Source organism: Anaerococcus nagyae, from assembly GCF_040364225.1.
Taxonomy (GTDB): domain Bacteria; phylum Bacillota; class Clostridia; order Tissierellales; family Peptoniphilaceae; genus Anaerococcus; species Anaerococcus nagyae.
The window spans coordinates 236,059-253,484 of record NZ_AP031484.1; the positions used below are offsets into that span (position 1 = coordinate 236,059).

At 30.1% G+C, this 17,426-nt stretch carries 17 protein-coding genes; 13 read left to right on the forward strand and 4 right to left on the reverse strand.

The features are described from left to right. The first annotated feature begins 125 nt into the window (after positions 1 to 125). From ABXG81_RS01050 to ABXG81_RS01085, 8 genes are all read left to right on the forward strand, one after another. Complete coding sequence (locus ABXG81_RS01050; protein WP_353528921.1) at positions 126 to 1,424, forward strand: glutamate-cysteine ligase family protein; 1,299 nt, start codon at positions 126 to 128, stop codon at positions 1,422 to 1,424. Continuing rightward, positions 1,411 to 2,775, forward strand: coding sequence for a DNA repair protein RadA (gene radA, locus ABXG81_RS01055; protein ID WP_353528922.1), 1,365 nt, complete (start codon positions 1,411 to 1,413; stop codon positions 2,773 to 2,775). Before ABXG81_RS01050 ends, radA begins: the two co-directional genes overlap by 14 nt. 349 nt (positions 2,776 to 3,124) lie before the next feature. Further along, complete coding sequence (locus tag ABXG81_RS01060) at positions 3,125 to 4,933, forward strand: flavocytochrome c (protein WP_353528923.1); 1,809 nt, start codon at positions 3,125 to 3,127, stop codon at positions 4,931 to 4,933. A 305-nt stretch (positions 4,934 to 5,238) separates the two neighbouring features. Continuing rightward, a complete protein-coding gene (locus ABXG81_RS01065; RefSeq protein WP_316110947.1) occupies positions 5,239 to 5,589 on the forward strand; it encodes an FMN-binding protein in 351 nt (116 codons plus the stop codon). Between the two features lie 9 nt (positions 5,590 to 5,598). Beyond that, entirely contained in the window at positions 5,599 to 6,147 is a 549-nt protein-coding gene (gene lepB / locus ABXG81_RS01070) for a signal peptidase I (protein ID WP_353528924.1), read from the forward strand. A 111-nt stretch (positions 6,148 to 6,258) separates the two neighbouring features. Then, complete coding sequence (locus tag ABXG81_RS01075; RefSeq protein WP_353528925.1) at positions 6,259 to 7,119, forward strand: serine hydrolase; 861 nt, start codon at positions 6,259 to 6,261, stop codon at positions 7,117 to 7,119. A 1-nt stretch (position 7,120) separates the two neighbouring features. Then, positions 7,121 to 8,062, forward strand: coding sequence for a type I phosphomannose isomerase catalytic subunit (locus ABXG81_RS01080; RefSeq protein ID WP_288223263.1), 942 nt, complete (start codon positions 7,121 to 7,123; stop codon positions 8,060 to 8,062). Between the two features lie 4 nt (positions 8,063 to 8,066). Beyond that, entirely contained in the window at positions 8,067 to 8,930 is an 864-nt protein-coding gene (locus ABXG81_RS01085; protein ID WP_353528926.1) for an ROK family protein, read from the forward strand. Between the two features lie 220 nt (positions 8,931 to 9,150). Here the strand turns inward: ABXG81_RS01085 and ABXG81_RS01090 are convergent, their stop codons facing one another. Both ABXG81_RS01090 and ABXG81_RS01095 read right to left on the reverse strand, forming a co-directional pair. Continuing rightward, a complete protein-coding gene (locus tag ABXG81_RS01090) occupies positions 9,151 to 9,891 on the reverse strand; it encodes an SDR family NAD(P)-dependent oxidoreductase (protein WP_117522139.1) in 741 nt (246 codons plus the stop codon). Then, positions 9,888 to 11,333, reverse strand: coding sequence for a nicotinate phosphoribosyltransferase (locus ABXG81_RS01095; protein WP_353528927.1), 1,446 nt, complete (start codon positions 11,331 to 11,333; stop codon positions 9,888 to 9,890). Before ABXG81_RS01095 ends, ABXG81_RS01090 begins: the two co-directional genes overlap by 4 nt. A gap of 170 nt (positions 11,334 to 11,503) precedes the next feature. Here ABXG81_RS01095 and ABXG81_RS01100 point away from each other — a divergent pair, with 170 nt between their 5' ends. The 3 genes from ABXG81_RS01100 to ABXG81_RS01110 all read left to right on the forward strand — a co-directional run bounded on the left by ABXG81_RS01100 (position 11,504) and on the right by ABXG81_RS01110 (position 14,546). Then, positions 11,504 to 12,154: an HAD family hydrolase gene (locus ABXG81_RS01100; RefSeq protein WP_117522137.1), complete on the forward strand. Its 651-nt coding sequence runs from the start codon at positions 11,504 to 11,506 to the stop codon at positions 12,152 to 12,154. A gap of 96 nt (positions 12,155 to 12,250) precedes the next feature. Next, entirely contained in the window at positions 12,251 to 12,952 is a 702-nt protein-coding gene (locus ABXG81_RS01105) for an ATP-binding cassette domain-containing protein (protein WP_353528928.1), read from the forward strand. Position 12,953: 1 nt separating this feature from the next. Continuing rightward, on the forward strand, positions 12,954 to 14,546 hold the full coding sequence (locus ABXG81_RS01110; protein WP_288223261.1) for a hypothetical protein: 1,593 nt from the start codon (positions 12,954 to 12,956) through the stop codon (positions 14,544 to 14,546). A gap of 18 nt (positions 14,547 to 14,564) precedes the next feature. On the opposite strand, the gene ABXG81_RS01115 is transcribed toward ABXG81_RS01110, so the two are convergent. Both ABXG81_RS01115 and ABXG81_RS01120 read right to left on the reverse strand, forming a co-directional pair. Continuing rightward, positions 14,565 to 14,762, reverse strand: a complete 198-nt coding sequence (locus ABXG81_RS01115) for a hypothetical protein (protein ID WP_353528929.1) — start codon at positions 14,760 to 14,762, stop codon at positions 14,565 to 14,567. A 70-nt stretch (positions 14,763 to 14,832) separates the two neighbouring features. Further along, on the reverse strand, positions 14,833 to 15,183 hold the full coding sequence (locus ABXG81_RS01120) for an SdpI family protein (RefSeq protein ID WP_117522133.1): 351 nt from the start codon (positions 15,181 to 15,183) through the stop codon (positions 14,833 to 14,835). 111 nt (positions 15,184 to 15,294) lie between these two features. Between ABXG81_RS01120 and ABXG81_RS01125 the strand changes: the two genes are divergently transcribed. Beyond that, entirely contained in the window at positions 15,295 to 16,455 is a 1,161-nt protein-coding gene (locus tag ABXG81_RS01125) for a glycosyltransferase (protein ID WP_117522132.1), read from the forward strand. Next, positions 16,424 to 17,425, forward strand: a complete 1,002-nt coding sequence (locus tag ABXG81_RS01130) for a glycosyltransferase family 4 protein (RefSeq protein ID WP_353528930.1) — start codon at positions 16,424 to 16,426, stop codon at positions 17,423 to 17,425. Before ABXG81_RS01125 ends, ABXG81_RS01130 begins: the two co-directional genes overlap by 32 nt. Position 17,426 lies beyond the last annotated feature (1 nt).

A 17,426-nucleotide genomic window follows, 5' to 3' on the forward strand; every position in this document is an offset into this window, starting at 1 on the left:
CTACAAACCAAGTGATTATAAATGCTAATGATTTATTTTATAATAGCTTCTTTTTTGTATATAATTAACGTTATTTTCTTTATTTAAAGTATAATAATTGTAAAAACGTAAGAAATGAGGTAGTTATGACTTACGATGAAAAAATTCAAAAAATTGTTGATTATATAAAATCAGGTGAGAAGTCTGAGACAAATTTTAAAGTTGGATTTGAAGCTGAACACTTCACAGTTGATAAAGATAGCTTAAATACAGCACGTTATAAGCAAAAAGATGGGGTTAGTGATTTATTAGAAGAAGTAAAAGAACTTGGATATGAGGCCAGCTACGAAAATAGTAATATTATGGGTCTTAGAAGAGCTGGAAATTCTATTTCTATAGAGCCAGCTGCTCAATTTGAGCTTGCCTTTGATGCTGCTAGTTCAATAGATGAATTATTTGAAAACTATATGCAAACTATGGAGGATATTATTCCTATTTTTGAAAAAGAAAATAAGCTTTTGCTCCAAGTAGGTTATCAACCTAAAGAAAAAATCGATGATATAGAGATGATCCCTAAGCAAAGGTATAAGTATATGTACGATTATTTTGAAGAATTTGGAGGAGCTTTAGCTCATAATATGATGAAAGGCTCTTGTAGTCTACAAGTAGCTATAGATTATAAAGATGAGTATGACTTTAGGAAAAAGTATTTTGTAGCTAATGCTATATCTCCATTTTTATATAGTATCTTTGATAATGCTTATATTTTCGAAGGTAAAGTTTATGATAAACACAATCTAAGACAAACTATATGGGAACAATGCGATAAGGATAGAACTGGAATATACTCATTTTCATTTGATGATGATTTAAGTTATGAAACTTATGCTAAAAAGATCCTTAAAACTCCTAGTATCTTTATAGAAAGAGATAAAAAAGAAGTATTTACTAAAGATAAAACATTTGAAGAAGTCATGGATCAAGATTCTAGTACGGATATGATTTACCATGCTCTTTCAATAGTATTTCCTGATGTTAGGGTCAAAAAGTATATAGAAGTCAGGATGCCTGATAACATACCTTATCCATATAATTTTGCCGCAATAGCTTTAATTAAAAACATATTCTACGATGAGGACGTATTAGATTATGTATATGAAAAATTTTCTGATATGACTTATGAAAGTGTTCAAGATTTAAAGAAAATAGCTACTATTCAAGGCATTCAAGCTCTCTATAAAGAGAAGAGAATCTATGAATGGATGTTAGATATAATAGATAAAATAAAAGAAGATAGAAAATATATAGATCCTTTAATAGTTTTATTAGAAAAACAAATTACTCCACGTGATATTTATGAAAATTTATATAAAGAGAGTCCACAAAAAGCTGCTTATGAATTTTCAGTAAATAAATTTATTAAAGATATAAATGGCGAAAATTAAAAAAGCTTACGAGTGTAGTAACTGTGGTCATACTCAACCACTTTGGGCAGGAAAATGTCCAGAATGTGGTAAATGGGGAACACTTACAGAAATTACTCTTACAGAAGCTAAGAATAAGGATAAGCAAGTAATAGAAGATAAGTCAGCTAAGAGATTAAAGAATATTAAAATCAATGAATCTCAAAGACTAAAGTCTGATTATGAAGAATTTGATAGAGCCGTTGGAGGAGGTCTGGTAAGAGACAGTGTGACAATTCTTACTGCTCGTCCAGGGGCAGGAAAGTCAACCTTACTTCTACAACTATCAAAGTCCTATGCAGATAAGGGGCTTAAAGTTTTATATATATCAGGAGAAGAATCAGAAAGTCAGATAAAGTCTCGTGCTGATAGAATTATGGAAAATCTACCAGAAAATGTGTGGATTCTTTCAACTAATTCTATGGATAGTGCTGTAAATGAAATTAGAAATATAGATCCTCAAATAGTATTTCTAGATTCCATCCAGACATTTACTTTAGCTGAATTTGATAATAAAGCAGGAAGTCCTACTCAAACTATAGAAGTTGCTAATAAAGCTGTAGATATTGCTAAAGATGAATTAAAAAAACGAGCTGTAATAATGATTGGCCATATGACTAAAGCTAATGAAATGGCTGGTTTGCGTACATTAGAACACTTGGTAGATACAGTACTTCTTTTAGATGGAGAAAGTGATGAAGATCTTAGAGTCTTAACTTCTACTAAAAATAGATTTGGAAGAACTGGAGAGATTGGACTGTTTTCGATGAGTGAAGATGGTCTTATAGAGATATCCAATCCCAGTGAATATTTTATAACTTCGCGTCAAAGTGCTATAGAAGGTTCAGCAATATCTGTAACCAAGGAAGGATCTAGACTGTTAGAAGTAGAAATTGAGTCTCTGGTAAGCAAATCATTTTTACCGTATCCACAAAGAATAGGAGACTCTCTTCGTAAGGATGATTTGAATACCCTTATATCTATTCTTCAAGAAAGAGCAGGGCTTAATCTATTTGATTACAATGTTATAATCAAGACTACAGGTGGCTTAAAGCTTTCAGAACCATCAGTAAACTTAGCTATAATGATGTCTATAGCTTCATCTTATTTAAAAAAACCTATAGATGATAAGACTGTATTTATAGCAGAGGTGGGACTTACAGGAGAACTTAAAAAAGTTCCTCAAATAAAACAGAGGATTAAAGAATTAGAAAGACTTGGCTATAAGAAATGTTATGTAGCAAGAAATTCAATCAATGAATCCGATTTTAAAGACTTAAAGTTAGTTCAAATATCAAATATAAAAGAGGTTATATATGATTGCCTCAAATAATTAAAAGTTAATAAATTTAAAAAGGATTGTTGCAAAATAGATAAATCGTTCCAAAATGATTCTAAAACCTTATAAGAAAGTGTCTATGTCAACTGGCAGACTGAATTTTAGACTTTCTGATAGGACGGCCAATGAGGAAATGAGGGATAACTATTGATTTGCAACAGTCCATTTTTTTATAATTATATATAATTTCACCCAAAAATTAGTTATGATTTCTATAAGTCCCATCATAAAATTTGAATATATATATAAAATTATGCTATAATTTATTTTGTAACAAAGATCTGAGATTAGATAATCAAAAAAACTTGTAAAATAACAAACAAAAATACATATAGGAGATTTTATGAAAAAATACTTATCAATCCCAATAATCTTAGCCTTTGGACTTACACTGGGAGCTTGTGATAGTAATAATGCTAAAGTAAATGATAATCAAACTACTAAAACAGCAACTAGTAACGATAACAAGTCTGATTATAGTAATATTTCTGGAAACTACCAAGGAAAATCTGTAGGATATGGTGGAGATATAGATGTAGATGTAACTATAGAAGATGGTGTAATCAAAAATATTGTAGCTAATGAATCAGAAACGGATGCCGTGGGAGTTCAAGCTATTGATAAGCTTAATGATAGGGTCATTAGGCAAAATACTACAGATTTAGATACTATAAGTGGTGCTACAATTTCATCAGCGGCTTATCTTTCTGCAATAAACAAGGCTCTAGAATCTGCTGGAATTGTTGCTAGTAATCTAGTAAGAGCAGAAAGTGAAGAAGATATTAAAACCTCTTATGATACTGATGTAGTAGTAGTAGGAGCTGGTGGAGCAGGTTTATCAAGTGCTATTGAGCTTGCTCAAAATAATAAAAAGGTATTGGTTGTAGAAAAAGCTGGTATAAGTGGTGGTAATACCTCTTATGCTTCTGCAGGCATGAATGCAGCAGAAACAAAACTTCAAAAGGAAAACAATGTAGCTGATACTGTAGATTTATTTGTAAAAGATACCATGGAAGGTGGTAAAAATCTAAACAAAGAAGAATTAGTAGAGATTTTAGCAAATAGATCCGCAGAATCTATTGATTGGCTAGAAAAAAATGGTGTTAAATTTAATCAATTGAAATTTTCGGGCGGACAAAGTGAGATGAGAACACATGCTCCAACAGATCAAAAAGAAAACTCTATCCCTGTAGGATCATTTCTTGTGGATAAACTTACCAAGAAGGCCGTTGAAGAAGGTGTAGAAATTATCTATGATACAAAAGTTGATAAAATTTTAATGAAAGATGGTAAGGCGGTAGGAGTAAGAGGGAAAAACAGCGATCAAGAAATAACAATAAATTCTAAAGCTGTAATTGTAGCCTCTGGTGGATTTGGTTCAAATAAGGATAAGATCATAGAATATAGGCCAGATCTAAAAGACTATGTATCTACTAATGCTAAATCAATTCAAGGTGATGCTATAGATTTTCTAAAGGATTTAGATGCAAGCTTTATAGACATGGATCAAATTCAAATTCATCCAACAGTAGTTCAAAAAAGTGGATCTCTTATTTCGGAAGGACTAAGAGGTGAAGGAGCTATCTTAGTAAATAATTCAGGTAGGAGATTCTTCAATGAATTAGAAACTAGAGATAAAGTATCAGAAGCAATCCTAGACCAGGATGGAGCAAATGCATGGCTAATAGTAGATCAAGCGATGATGGATCAATCAGGAACTATAAAAAAATACTATGATCAAAATTACTTACAAAAGGCTGATGATTATAAAGAACTTGCAGAACTTATAGGATGTAAGCAAGAAACTATTAAGGAAACTTTAGAAAATTGGAAAGATATAACATCTGATAATGATGATCCAAATTTTGGTAGAGAAGGTATGGATACTTCAAATTCTGATTTATCTAAGACACCTTTTTATGCAGTTCAAATTTCACCTGGTATCCACCATACAATGGGTGGTGTTGAGGTAAATACTAACTCGGAAGTCCTAGATTCTAATTCTGAAACGATACCAGGTTTGTATGCAGCAGGAGAAGTTACTGGTGGAGTACATGGAGCTAATAGATTAGGTGGTAATGCTATTACAGATATAGTAGTATTTGGTAGGAATGCTGCTCAAAATGCCAGCCTATATATAAAAGAGGATTAATAATCTTAAAGAAACTCTTTAATCTTTCAAAAGGATCAAGGAGTTTCTTTTTTATACTAATTTAAATTGATGCAATGTAAAATCTATGATAAACAATTGTTTTAAGAATTAATATATTGTATAATATTGTTAATAAAATAATATTGTGAAAATTTTAAGTTCATAATTTTATTAAATACCACAACTTGGTAGATATATTTGTAGGAAGTCACTGTGAAACTATTTTAACTTAATCTAGCTTGAATTAACTATACATTCTAGAAGATTTAGAATAAAAATATATTATATACTCAAAAGGAGATAAGATGAAAAATCTTAAAAAATATACATTGGTTTTAGCTTCAGTAGCTTTACTTGCAGCTTGCTCAAATAATAACGATGATAAATCAGCTAATGCAACAGGTATTGGAGAAGCTACGGGTGCAGGATACGGCGGAGATATGAAAGTAAGTGTAACTATGGAAGATGGTTCAATAAAATCAATAGATACAGATCATACAGAAACTGAAGGTATAGGAGCAGATGCTATTCCAGAATTAACTGATGAAATTATCAAAAATAATGGTACAGAAGGTGTAGACAACGTATCTGGTGCTACAGTAAGTTCAGAAGCTTTCAAAAAATTAGTTGATGAAGCTATAAAAAATGTCAAGTAATATTATTATATGATGGATGATAGTAAAACTAATAAGAAAGAATTTTTAGATAGTTTAAAAACATTTATAATTGTTTTAGCAATCGCTTTAATTTTTAGACTTTTTGTATTTAATTTTACAACTGTAAAAGGTCATTCTATGGATGATACCCTTAAAGAAAAAGACCTACTTCTCGTTGATAAAATTGGAACTAATTTTAGGAATTATGAAAGAGGAGATATAGTGATACTAGATGCTCCAGATGTTGCTAAAAAGCTTTATGTTAAAAGAATAGTAGGGCTTCCTGGCGAAAAGATCGATCTTATAGATGGTAGCTTTTATATAAATGGAGAAAAATTAGAAGAAGATTATACAAATGCTCCATATACTTACGAAAATGAAGAACTAGGAATTAGTTCTTGGATTTTAGCGGAAGATGAGTATTTTGTTGTGGGAGATAACAGAATTAAAAATATAAGCAAGGATTCTAGAACATTCGGTCCTATAAAAAGAAACTCTTTAGAAGGACATGCAATTTATAGATTTTACCCATTTAATAATATAGGTAGTTTACATTAAGCAGAGATTTTGAGGTTTACCTCATTTTCTCTGCTTTTTTTATCTTTATAAAAATATAAAAATATTGTATACTAGTTACAAAATAATGAATTTATAAAGTTTGAGGCTCATATGAAAAGGAAAAATTTATTATATCTATTATTACCGATACTTCTAGTAGCTCTGATACTTGCTGTAAGAAAGCAAACTAAGGAAGTTGTTGAATATAACTCTAAAGCAGTATATGTCTACAATTTGACTGATGATAAAGAGATTACGTCTTATAATGAAAACGAAAAGCTGCCTATGGCATCACTTACAAAGATTATGACTTGCTTAGTAAGTCTTGAGAGCATTGATGACCTTGGAGCTTTTGCTCCAGTCGATACAGAAAGTTATCAAAGATTGGTAAAAGAAAACGCTTCAATGGCAGGATTCTTCGGTGGAGAAACAACTACATATAGGGACTTACTCTACGGAGCTATGCTACCATCTGGTGGTGAAGCTTCGGATTCTCTTGCTATAAATATATCTGGATCAATACTTGAATTTGTAGAACTTATGAATAAAAAAGCACAAGAACTTGATCTGAAAAACACTCATTTTCAAAATGTAGATGGTATGGATGAGCCAGGGCATTATTCTTCAGCCAAGGATATAGCGATGCTCTTAAAATATGCCCTAGATGATGTTGATTTTAGAGCGATATTTACTAAAAAAGAATATGTTTCTACACATACTGCAGATCACCCAGAGGGAGTATATATGCAGAGTACTGTATTTAGACATTTAGCAGACTATACTTATGAAGGATTTGAAATAATAGGAGGTAAGAGTGGCACAACTGATAAGGCAGGCTTGTGTTGGGCAACTTTATCTATCAAAAATGGTAAGGAATATATTATAGTTACTCTTGGAGCTCCTTATGAAGATATTGATAATCCAGATGATGGACAAATAAAAGATACTTTAAATATTTTAGAAAGGTTATGATATGCAAAAGGTACTAATATTAGATGGAAAATTTAAAGAAAAAATTTGGGGAGGAGATAGATTAAAAAAGGAGTTTAATTACGATATAAATTCAAATTCTATAGGTGAGTATTGGGCTATATCAGCAATGAAAGATGCTCCTTCAACTATTATAAATGGTGATCTTACTGGAAAAACTTTAGACGAGGTTTATAAAGATTATAAGGGACTTTTTGCAAACCCAACTGAAGAAACTTTTCCACTCTTAGTAAAAATAATCGATGCTAAAAAAGACTTATCTATTCAAGTTCATCCTGATGATGATATGGCCGAAAAACTTGAAAATTCTAGAGGAAAAACAGAGTGTTGGTATATATTAAATGATGATCAATCTTCGATAATCTATGGACTAAATGTCGATAATAAAAATCAAGCAATAGATTTTATAAATAACAAAAAGCGGGATGAGGTTTTAAGAGAAGTTCCTGCTAGAAAAGGTGATTTTTTCTTTGTGCCTGCCGGGACTGTCCATGCTATAAAAGAAGGATGTTTAATACTAGAAATACAGCAAGCAAGTGATGTGACATATAGACTTTATGATTATGATAGACCTGATAAAAATGGCAATCTACGAGAATTGCATATAGAAAAGTCTTTAGAAGCTATAAGAATTAATAAGACTGAGGAAAAAGCTATAGTAGAGAATATAGAAAATATGGTAAAGACTACCTTAACATCTAATGAATTTTTTGAAGTTAGAGAAATAAAAATTAAAGGTAAGCAATCACTAATAAGAGATAGGGATTATCTTTTAGAATCAGTGATAGATGGAGCGGGTGAGCTTATTATTGATGGAGAAAAGTTCAACATTAAGAAAGGAGACTTTTTCATATTGACAAACGAAGTAAGTTCTTATGAATTTGATGGTGATTTAACTATAGTTGAATCAAATGTAGTGAGGTAGATAAATGTATTATGGATCAATAGAGCTAGGTGGAACAAAGATTAGAAGTGCGATTTTTGATGATGATGGGAATTTGAAAGATGAAGATAGGATAAAAACTAGCAATCCTAATGAAAATATGAAAAAAGTAGTGGAATTTTTCAGTAAATACAAAATAAAGTCTATTGGTATAGGAGCTTTTGGTCCTATAGATGTCGATAAAAATTCTTATACTTATGGTTATATATTAGCTACACCTAAAAAATTATGGAGAAACTTTAATTTATTAGCATCTTTAAGTGAAAAATTAGATGTTTCAATGGGATTAACAACCGATGTAGGAGCATCAGGAATTGGAGAATATTATTTAGGCGCTGCTAAGGATAAACCGAGTTGCCTATATCTTACAATAGGAACGGGTATAGGTGGTTCATATATTCAAAATGGCAAACTACTAGAAGGATTTTCACATCCTGAGATGGGTCATATAGAAATTTCAAAAGATAGTGATGACAGCTTTAAAGGAGTTTGTGATTATCACAAATCTTGTTTTGAAGGTTTATGTTCAGGGCCAGCTATAGAAAAAAGAGCAGGCAGAAAAGGGGAAGACTTATCTATATGTGATCCAGCTATTGAAATTTCAGCAAGGTATATAGCTAAGGCTTTGTATACTTATACTCTTATTCTAAGACCTCACATAATTATAATAGGTGGTGGAGTTGCCAACAAAGAAGGTATGATTGAAAAAATAAGAGAAGAATTTGATAAAATTAAGGGATGCTACTTGTCTATACCAAGTAGTGAAGAATACATAGTATTTCCAGAGCTAGGAAATGAAGCTGGTCTAATAGGCGGATATATCCTAGCTAAGGAAACTGCTAGAAATTAGAAAGTATATTTAATATATCTGAGAGTGTGGACAAAAGCAAATACCGCTTATCCGACTACAGAAATTGAGAAATTCGACATCTTATAATCCTTTTAATTACAAAGCCTATAACTATCAAATAGTTTATTTATAATAAGATTATTTGAATTTTTTATAATTTCTACCAAGCGGAAAGCTTTCTTTTAGCTTTAATCACTTTGTTAACTATGATACTTTATATTTAATACATTTTGTTAATTTTCTCAATCCACATTACGAATGAGTGGGGGATGATTTTTGATATCACAAGCATAAATTTAGAAGCATGATGGGTGGTTATTAAGTCTCCTTTAGCTGCTTTTTTTAAGGCTTTTTTTACTAAAATATGCAAATCCTCTTTTCCATATTTTTTAAGATTATTTTCATTATTATTTCCAAACTCGGTATCTACAGGGTTTGGACATAGGGTGGCAACATGGATTTTTTTATCTTTTAGTTCCCTATTTAAGGCCCTAGATAAGCTTATAAGATAGGACTTACTAGCTGCATAAGCTGCAAATTTAGGTTGGGGAATAAACCCTGATACACTTGCTACATTTATTATAGTAGAATTCTCTCCCATATAGGGCAAAGCAATCTTAATTAACTTACTAGGAGCACTTATATTCAGTTCTATAAGTTTTTCATTATCTTCTAGACTAATATTTTCAAAGTAATCATTAATCCCCATACCAGCAGAATTAATTAATAGACCGATTTTGTTGCTAGTTTTTTTAAGCTCATTTTCTATTATAAAAAAGCTTTTTTCATCTAATAAGTCTAGGGCAAGTATTTTTGTTGGTGTTTTTAAATTATCTCTTACTTCTACTAGTCTTTTATATCTACGGGCTATAAGCCAAATTTCATCATAATTCTTATTATCTATTTGGTAAGCGAATTCTCTACCTATTCCGGAACTTGCCCCACTTATTATAGCAATCATTGTCCTCTTTTAGCTTCTAAGATTAAGTTTTGCTTTAGATTCCATAAATCTTGGGAAAGGTCTACATAATAATTATGTGGTTGATCAAATCTTTTTACCTCATCCCAAATACTTTCCATCTCACTTTGGTAATATTCATGGATTTCTTCAATGCTAGGTTCTTTATAAACTAGCTTACCATTTTCAAAAATAGGCTCTTGCATAAGGCGAGCTTCATAATTATCCATTTTTTTCATCTTCCATGTAAATAGTGGATCAAATATTACAAGTGGTTGATTTTCATCAACTTCTTCATTCCTTAAAGTTATATAGTCTGCCTCAGCCTTGCCAGTATTTTTATCATAGAGTCTATAAACTTTCTTAAAACCTGGAGTTGTAATTTTTTCTACATTTTCAGAAATTTTAATTTTTGATTTAAGTTCGTCATCCTCATAGATTCCTACTAGTTTATAGACTCCACCAAATACAGGATCAGATTTACTTGTTATAAGTCTTTCTCCTATGCCAAAGGAATCGATTTGAGCTTCTTGAGATAGTAATGAATTAATTTTAAATTCATCTAAGGAATTACTTGCAACTATTTTTGTATCAGTAAAGCCATTTTCGTCAAGAATTTTTCTTACTTCTTTAGACAAGTAGGCAAGGTCCCCAGAATCTATGCGCACTCCACCGGTAAGTCCTTTTGGTACCAAAACTTCCTTAAATACTTTCATAGCATTTGGCAAGCCGCTATTCATAGTATCGTAGGTATCAATTAATAATATACAATTATCTGGATATAGTTCTGCATAAGTTTTGAAAGCTTCGTATTCACTATCAAAAGCTTGTACCCAAGCATGAGCCATAGTTCCAGATGGCTTAAATCCATAAGTTTTTGCAGAAAGTGTATTACTTGATACAGGGGCACCTGCTATATAAGCTGCTCTTGCTCCTGTTAAAGAAGCATCGGCGCCTTGAGCGCGTCTAGATCCAAATTCCATTACTAATCTCTTTCCTGCAGCACGGACTATTCTACTAGTCTTAGTTGCGACCAATGAATTGAAGTTCATTGATAAAAGTAAATAAGTTTCAAGTATTGAGCATTCGATAATAGGAGCTTTTACAGTTATTATAGGTTCTCCTGGAAACATAACAGACCCTTCTGGATATGACCAAACGTCTCCTGTGAATTTGAAGTCTTTAAGATAGTCTAGAAAATCATCAGAAAAATTGCCTACTTTCCTAAGATATTCTATATCCTCATCGGAAAATGATAGATTCTCTATGAAATCTATAATATCATTTAGACCTGCAAAAATTGAATAACCGCCTTCATCTGGATTAGACCTATAAAATGCGTCAAAAATTGCTACAGTATCCTTCATTCCATTGTTAAAATATCCATTAGCCATAGTGAATTCATAAAAATCACTTAGCATGGATAAGTTTCTTTTGTTGTTCATAAAACCCTCTTTCTTTACATACTATTAATATTTTACCATAATGTATATACAATGGAGTAAAATTATCAATCAAAATGTTCTTAAAATTATTAATTCCCTAAATAATTAATTTTATGCAAATTTTGGGTAAGAGTTTTTAGAAAAGAATATAAAAAAGAAAAGGGGATATAATGTATATTTTTGATATAGATGGAACGTTGCTTAATACTATAGATTCTATCAATTATTATCTAAATGAAACTTTTAAGTCTTATGGGCTAAAAGAAGTACCAAAAGATAAAGTAAGAGAATTTGTAGGTAATGGTCCTAAAGTCTTAGTTGATAAAGCTTTAGAATATGCTGAATTTACTGGTGATGATAATCTTCATGAAGAAATTTATAATAGTTACAACAAGGCTTATGATGATAACCCGAGCTATCTTACTAAGCCATTCGAGGGTATAAAAGAGTCTTTAGATTCTATAAAAAACAATGGAGAAATACTAACAGCTTTTTCTAACAAGCCAGATTCTACGAGTAATAGAGTTTTAAAAGAAATTTTTGGCAAAGATTATTTTGACTATATACTAGGTTATAGAGAGGACTATAAAAGAAAGCCATCCCCAGAAGGAATAATAATTATCGCTAGCCATTTTAATGTGCCATTTTCAGAAATTTTATACTTTGGAGATAGTGAAGTAGATATGAAATGTGGTAGCAATTCCAGCATATTTACTATTGGTTGTTCATGGGGATTTCGTGATAGAAAGATTCTTGAAAGAGAAAACCCTAATCTTATAATAGATAGCCCTTCTGAAATCATATCAATTAAAAGAATATAATATATAAATAATATTATATTGATTACTATAGATTATTCTAGTTTAAAATCCAATCCTTTGATATACTCATAACTAATATTAAGGATAGGAGCAAATATGAGACTGGTTATAGAAAACTTATCAAAAAAATTTGAAGAAAAAAGCGTCTTAATGGATTTAAGTGCCAAATTTGACCAAGGGATAATATATGCTCTCTTAGGAAGAAATGGTGCAGGAAAGACAACTCTTTTTTCTTTGATTTCAAAAGAATTAAAAAAAGATAGCGGCGAGATATATCTTTTAGAAGATGATGAGAAAATGGATATTAATTTAAAAGATGTATTTTTTATGCTGGCAGAACCAGAGCTGCCAAGGTTTTTAACTGCTAGAGAATTTATAAATTTTTTTATAGATGTAAATAAAGAAAGAATTAATGATAATCTAGATCCTAATTATTATTTTGACCTAGTAAGATTTGATGAGGAAGATAAGGATAGGCTTATCCAAGGATATTCTACAGGCATGAGAAATAAACTTCAAATGATGATGTTTCTTATCTTAAAACCAAAAGTAATTCTTATGGATGAACCGCTAAATTCTCTGGATGTAGTTGTTCAAAAAGAAATGAAAAATCTTATAAAATATATAAAAAATGACCATATTATAATTTTTTCTACTCATATTTTAGATCTAGCTAAGGATATATCAGACGAGATAGTTTTACTACATAAGGGCCAAATAGAGGAAGTAGATAGGGAAATTAAAAATAATCCAGACTTTGAAGAGAAGATAATAGATCTTTTACAAAAGGAGGATTAATATGGAATATTATAAAAAATATAGGATTACAGAAAATGCAAATTTAGCGGATAAGGTAAATCATATTATTTATTTTTTTCATCACTTGCCTTTAATTGGAAAATATACAGGGGATAAGTATAAAGCTTACGCTTTTAAAAAGTTTATTTTTGCCATAGGACCTATACTTAGCATTATTGATCAGATTTTAAAGTGCATATTTACATTTTTTATTGCCTTATTTCATGCGGGATTTCTTCTATGGCTAATTAAAGGTTCATGGCATTTTCCAGATAATATTTACAATGATTTTGTAGACTTGGCCTTAACAAATTTAGGATTTTTAAGTTTTTATCTGGCACCTGCTGTACTTTCAAATTCTATTAGCAGAGGAAAAGTAGAAATTCATAAATTAAACAAGCAATATAAGATGCTTGCAAAAGAAAGTGGCTTGATTCAAGGAGTTTTTGATCCACTTAGGATTGGAATTGGGAGAGTTTTTGCTTTTACAATATTTTTGGGATTTAAAAATGGGTTTTTAATAAGCTTTATTCTTGCCTTTATAAGAATTATTTCCAATGCCTTTACCTTATCGCTGTTAAATAAAAAAGATAAAATATATGCAGACAAAACTTGGGTAAATATTATTGTCTTTATTATTTTATTTGCTGGATTGATGTTAATTAAAGATATTGATAGCAATATCTTGATGCTGGTCTTTACAATAACTTTAATAATTTCTATTTTTGCAAGCAAATATCTTTTGAAATTTGATGAATATGGCAAACTTTTGGAAGATGCAAAGCTTGAAGATACAGATATGAATGTAGATTTGGATCAGATTGCAAATGATAGTTTGGCTCTTAAGGATACAGACATAAAAACAGATAAAAAAGAAAATGGCAGAGGATATGAGCTTTTAAATAATTTATTTTTTGCAAGACATAATAGGGTGATTGTAAAACCTATTTTAAAAAAAGCAGGAATTTTGTTTGCTATAATTATCACTCTTATTGCTTTTACTAAATACAAGCAAGCGGATTTTAATTTTGATACTTTAAATATATTGATAATATCTCAACCAATATTTATGTATTTACTTTATTATAATCCAAATATTAATAGGGCAATGTTTTTAAATTGTGATAGGCCATTGCTCCAATATGGCTTTTATAGGGAAGAAAAAGCTATTTTTACTATGTATAAGCTTAGGTACAAAACTGTTTTAAAAATAAAAATGCTTAGTCTTTTAACTGGGATTTTGGTAAATGTATTAAATTTTATTGTGTTTGAGAAATTTTATTTAAGAACTTTAATATATTGTGAAATTTTTGTCCTTGTTAGCTTTTTATTTTATGTATCTCTTGATTTATTTTTATATTATATTTTTCAACCATTTAACTATGAAGCTACTAATATAGGAAAGGGATACAAATTTGCAAATTCTTTGCTAGGATATTTAAATGTGCTTTTTATTCCGCTTATTATTTCAAAATTATCTATAAGTGGACAAATTGTTTTACTAGTTTTAAGTTATGTTATGTTTGCTTTAATAATAATTTTTCATTTGTTAGTGAAAATATATGGAAAAAAGACCTTTAGAATAAGAAATTAAGACGATATTATTGCCGCCTTAGTTCTTATTTTCTATATCGTTTATAATATTATTTACATCATTAACATCTAAAAATACAATGAAATTTAAAATATTTGCAATGATTTTAGATATTTTATAAGAAAGAGTTTTTTTGCTATTATTTTTATTTTTTTCAGCTTGATAAGCTACAATTACAACTGAAAATATAGTTAATATTACAAAAATACTATCCATATAATTTCCTTTCTCTTATAATGCTTATAAACTATCTTATTATATAACTACCCAGAATTTAACTTAGATTTCACTCATCTTTTAAGTTAAATTTCTTACGAACCCTAATCTTTACTATAAAAAATAATAGCAAGAAATAAATAACTGAAAGTAATAAAATTAATACAGTCATATAACTTCTCTTTAGGCCCATGTATAAGAGTATAGGGTAAATTATACCAAATAAAGCAATTCCTAATATTATGGCAAGTTTACCTGCAAAATTATTGCCATATTCCCAAGAGTCTTTATTATAGCAAACTTCCCATAAATGAAAACCTACTTTCATTTCTGGATATGAGCTATGAAAATGTTTAAAAAACACTCCTATATATAGGCTAAAAATTAGAAGTATTATATCTGTTGCAATTAATGGTCCCATATGCCACCTCGTTTCTTATAGACTATACTAATTATTGATTTAATTAAAACTAGAATAGATTGTTAAAATTGTAAATAATAAAAAAGAAAATATAGTATTATTGAGGAATTTATGAAAATACTTATAAGCAGTGACTGGTATTACCCAGTAGTAAACGGGGTAGTGCGTTCAGTCTTAAATTTAAAAGAATATTTAGAAAATCAAGGACACGAAGTAAGAGTTCTAACTCTATCTAATACTATTTCAAGCTATAAGAGTGAGGATGTGTACTACGTTGGATCTCTTTCCGCTAGGAAAATTTATCCAGAAGCAAGAGTTACAAATATCTTAGCTAAGACCCATCTTAGGTCCATTAAAAAATGGGAGCCAGATATTATCCATAGCCAATGTGAATTTTCTACATTTGTAATGGCTAAATCACTTTCTAAAATGTTAAATGTACCTCTAGTCCATACCTATCATACAGTTTATGAGGATTACACTCATTACTTTATAAAAAATAAAGCGGCAGGAGTTAAAATTGTTGCTAAGGCTAGCAAGACCTTTGCAGATATGTGTCAATACATAATAGCACCTACTAAAAAAACAGCTAAAATTTTAGAATCTTATAATATTGATGCTAATAAAATAGCTGTTATACCGACTGGTATTCGCATACCTGATATCTATAAAGAAGATTTAAAAGATGAGCTTGATTTAGATAAGGATAAGAAAATATTGCTTTATTTAGGTCGTTTAGCTGAAGAAAAAAATATTGAGGAACTTATTAGGTTTTATGAAAAACTTAAAGATAGTTCAATAGCCTTTTATATAGTCGGTGGAGGTCCTTACTTAAATAAGCTAAAAGCTTATAGTAAAAGCTTTAGTAAAGAGATTAATTTTGTAGGCATGGTAGAACCTAGTGAGGTTAATAAATATTATCAAGCAGCTGATATTTTTACTACAGCTTCAACTTCAGAAACTCAAGGACTAACTTATTATGAAGCTTTATCAAATGGAACAGTAGCTATTTGTAGAGATGATAATTCTCTAGAAGGTGTAATTAAAGATGGCTTTAATGGATATAGGTACCATAATTTTGAAGAATTTAACTCCTATATGAATTTAGTTTTAGATGATGAGGATTTTCATAAGCAGCTAATTGATAATGCTAGGTCCTACGCTCTAGAGAATTTTTCTGTAGAAAGTTTTGGTTCTAAGTGTGAAGATCTATATAAAAAGGCAGTAAATGAGTACGGATATGAAAGTTCTTTTATACACAAAAGATTATGATACAGTTAAAGAAAGCGGAGTAGGTAAGGCTATAGATCATCAGATAAGAGCCTTATCTCTGATAGGTTGTGATTTTACCTTGAATGAAAAAGATGATTATGATCTAGTACATATAAATACAGTCTTTCCCAAATCAGTAGCTTTTGCAAATAAAGCTCATAGAGATGGTAAAAGGGTGGTTTACCATGGACATTCTACAAAAGAGGATTTTAAAAATTCTTTTATTTTAAGTAACCAGATAGCTCCTGCTTTTAAGCGTTGGCTGATTCATTGCTACAATAAGGGAGATTTAGTCTTAACTCCTACAGAATACTCCAAAGAAATTCTAGAAAGTTATAAACTTAAAAGGGAAATAGAGGTTGTTTCTAACGGAATAGATCTAGATTTTTGGAAAAGTAAGGTTTGTGATAGAGAAAACTTTTATGAAAAATATGGACTTGATAAAAGCAAAAAGTCTATAATATCTGTGGGTCTTCCTATAAAGAGAAAGGGAATAGATGATTTTATAAAATTAGCATCGGCTATGCCAGAATATGAATTCGTTTGGTTTGGTAAACTCAATCAAGCAGTTCTTCCTAGTGAAATAAAAAAGGCTATGGAAAATAAAACAGAGAATTTACATTTCCCAGGATATATTTCAAGTGAAGAGCTTAGAGAAGCTTATAGTGGCTCGGACTTATATGTATTTTTAACCAGAGAAGAGACAGAAGGCATAGTTTTACTAGAAGCCCTTTCAACTAAGGCAGATATTTTAGTTAGAGATATAGAAATATTTAAAAAAGATTTTATCAATGGAACAAATATATACAAGGGTAAGGATTATAGTGATTTTAAACTAAAAATAAAATCTATACTAGAAAGTGATTTACCATCATTAGCGGAGGTAGGCTACGAAGAAGCAGAGAAAAAATCTCTTATAAATACAGGAAAGAGATTAGTTGAATGTTATGAAAAGGTGTTAAAATTATGAG

Bases quoted from the DNA above. Each gene is read 5' to 3' on its own strand.
- ABXG81_RS01050 (WP_353528921.1), top strand. From the start codon at position 126: ATGACTTACGATGAAAAAATTCAAAAAATTGTTGATTATATAAAATCA.
- radA (WP_353528922.1), top strand. From the start codon at position 1,411: ATGGCGAAAATTAAAAAAGCTTACGAGTGTAGTAACTGTGGTCATACT.
- ABXG81_RS01060 (WP_353528923.1), top strand. From the start codon at position 3,125: ATGAAAAAATACTTATCAATCCCAATAATCTTAGCCTTTGGACTTACA.
- ABXG81_RS01065 (WP_316110947.1), top strand. From the start codon at position 5,239: ATGAAAAATCTTAAAAAATATACATTGGTTTTAGCTTCAGTAGCTTTA.
- lepB (WP_353528924.1), top strand. From the start codon at position 5,599: ATGATGGATGATAGTAAAACTAATAAGAAAGAATTTTTAGATAGTTTA.
- ABXG81_RS01075 (WP_353528925.1), top strand. From the start codon at position 6,259: ATGAAAAGGAAAAATTTATTATATCTATTATTACCGATACTTCTAGTA.
- ABXG81_RS01080 (WP_288223263.1), top strand. From the start codon at position 7,121: ATGCAAAAGGTACTAATATTAGATGGAAAATTTAAAGAAAAAATTTGG.
- ABXG81_RS01085 (WP_353528926.1), top strand. From the start codon at position 8,067: ATGTATTATGGATCAATAGAGCTAGGTGGAACAAAGATTAGAAGTGCG.
- ABXG81_RS01090 (WP_117522139.1), bottom strand. From the start codon at position 9,891: ATGATTGCTATAATAAGTGGGGCAAGTTCCGGAATAGGTAGAGAATTC.
- ABXG81_RS01095 (WP_353528927.1), bottom strand. From the start codon at position 11,333: ATGAACAACAAAAGAAACTTATCCATGCTAAGTGATTTTTATGAATTC.
- ABXG81_RS01100 (WP_117522137.1), top strand. From the start codon at position 11,504: ATGTATATTTTTGATATAGATGGAACGTTGCTTAATACTATAGATTCT.
- ABXG81_RS01105 (WP_353528928.1), top strand. From the start codon at position 12,251: ATGAGACTGGTTATAGAAAACTTATCAAAAAAATTTGAAGAAAAAAGC.
- ABXG81_RS01110 (WP_288223261.1), top strand. From the start codon at position 12,954: ATGGAATATTATAAAAAATATAGGATTACAGAAAATGCAAATTTAGCG.
- ABXG81_RS01115 (WP_353528929.1), bottom strand. From the start codon at position 14,762: ATGGATAGTATTTTTGTAATATTAACTATATTTTCAGTTGTAATTGTA.
- ABXG81_RS01120 (WP_117522133.1), bottom strand. From the start codon at position 15,183: ATGGGACCATTAATTGCAACAGATATAATACTTCTAATTTTTAGCCTA.
- ABXG81_RS01125 (WP_117522132.1), top strand. From the start codon at position 15,295: ATGAAAATACTTATAAGCAGTGACTGGTATTACCCAGTAGTAAACGGG.
- ABXG81_RS01130 (WP_353528930.1), top strand. From the start codon at position 16,424: ATGAAAGTTCTTTTATACACAAAAGATTATGATACAGTTAAAGAAAGC.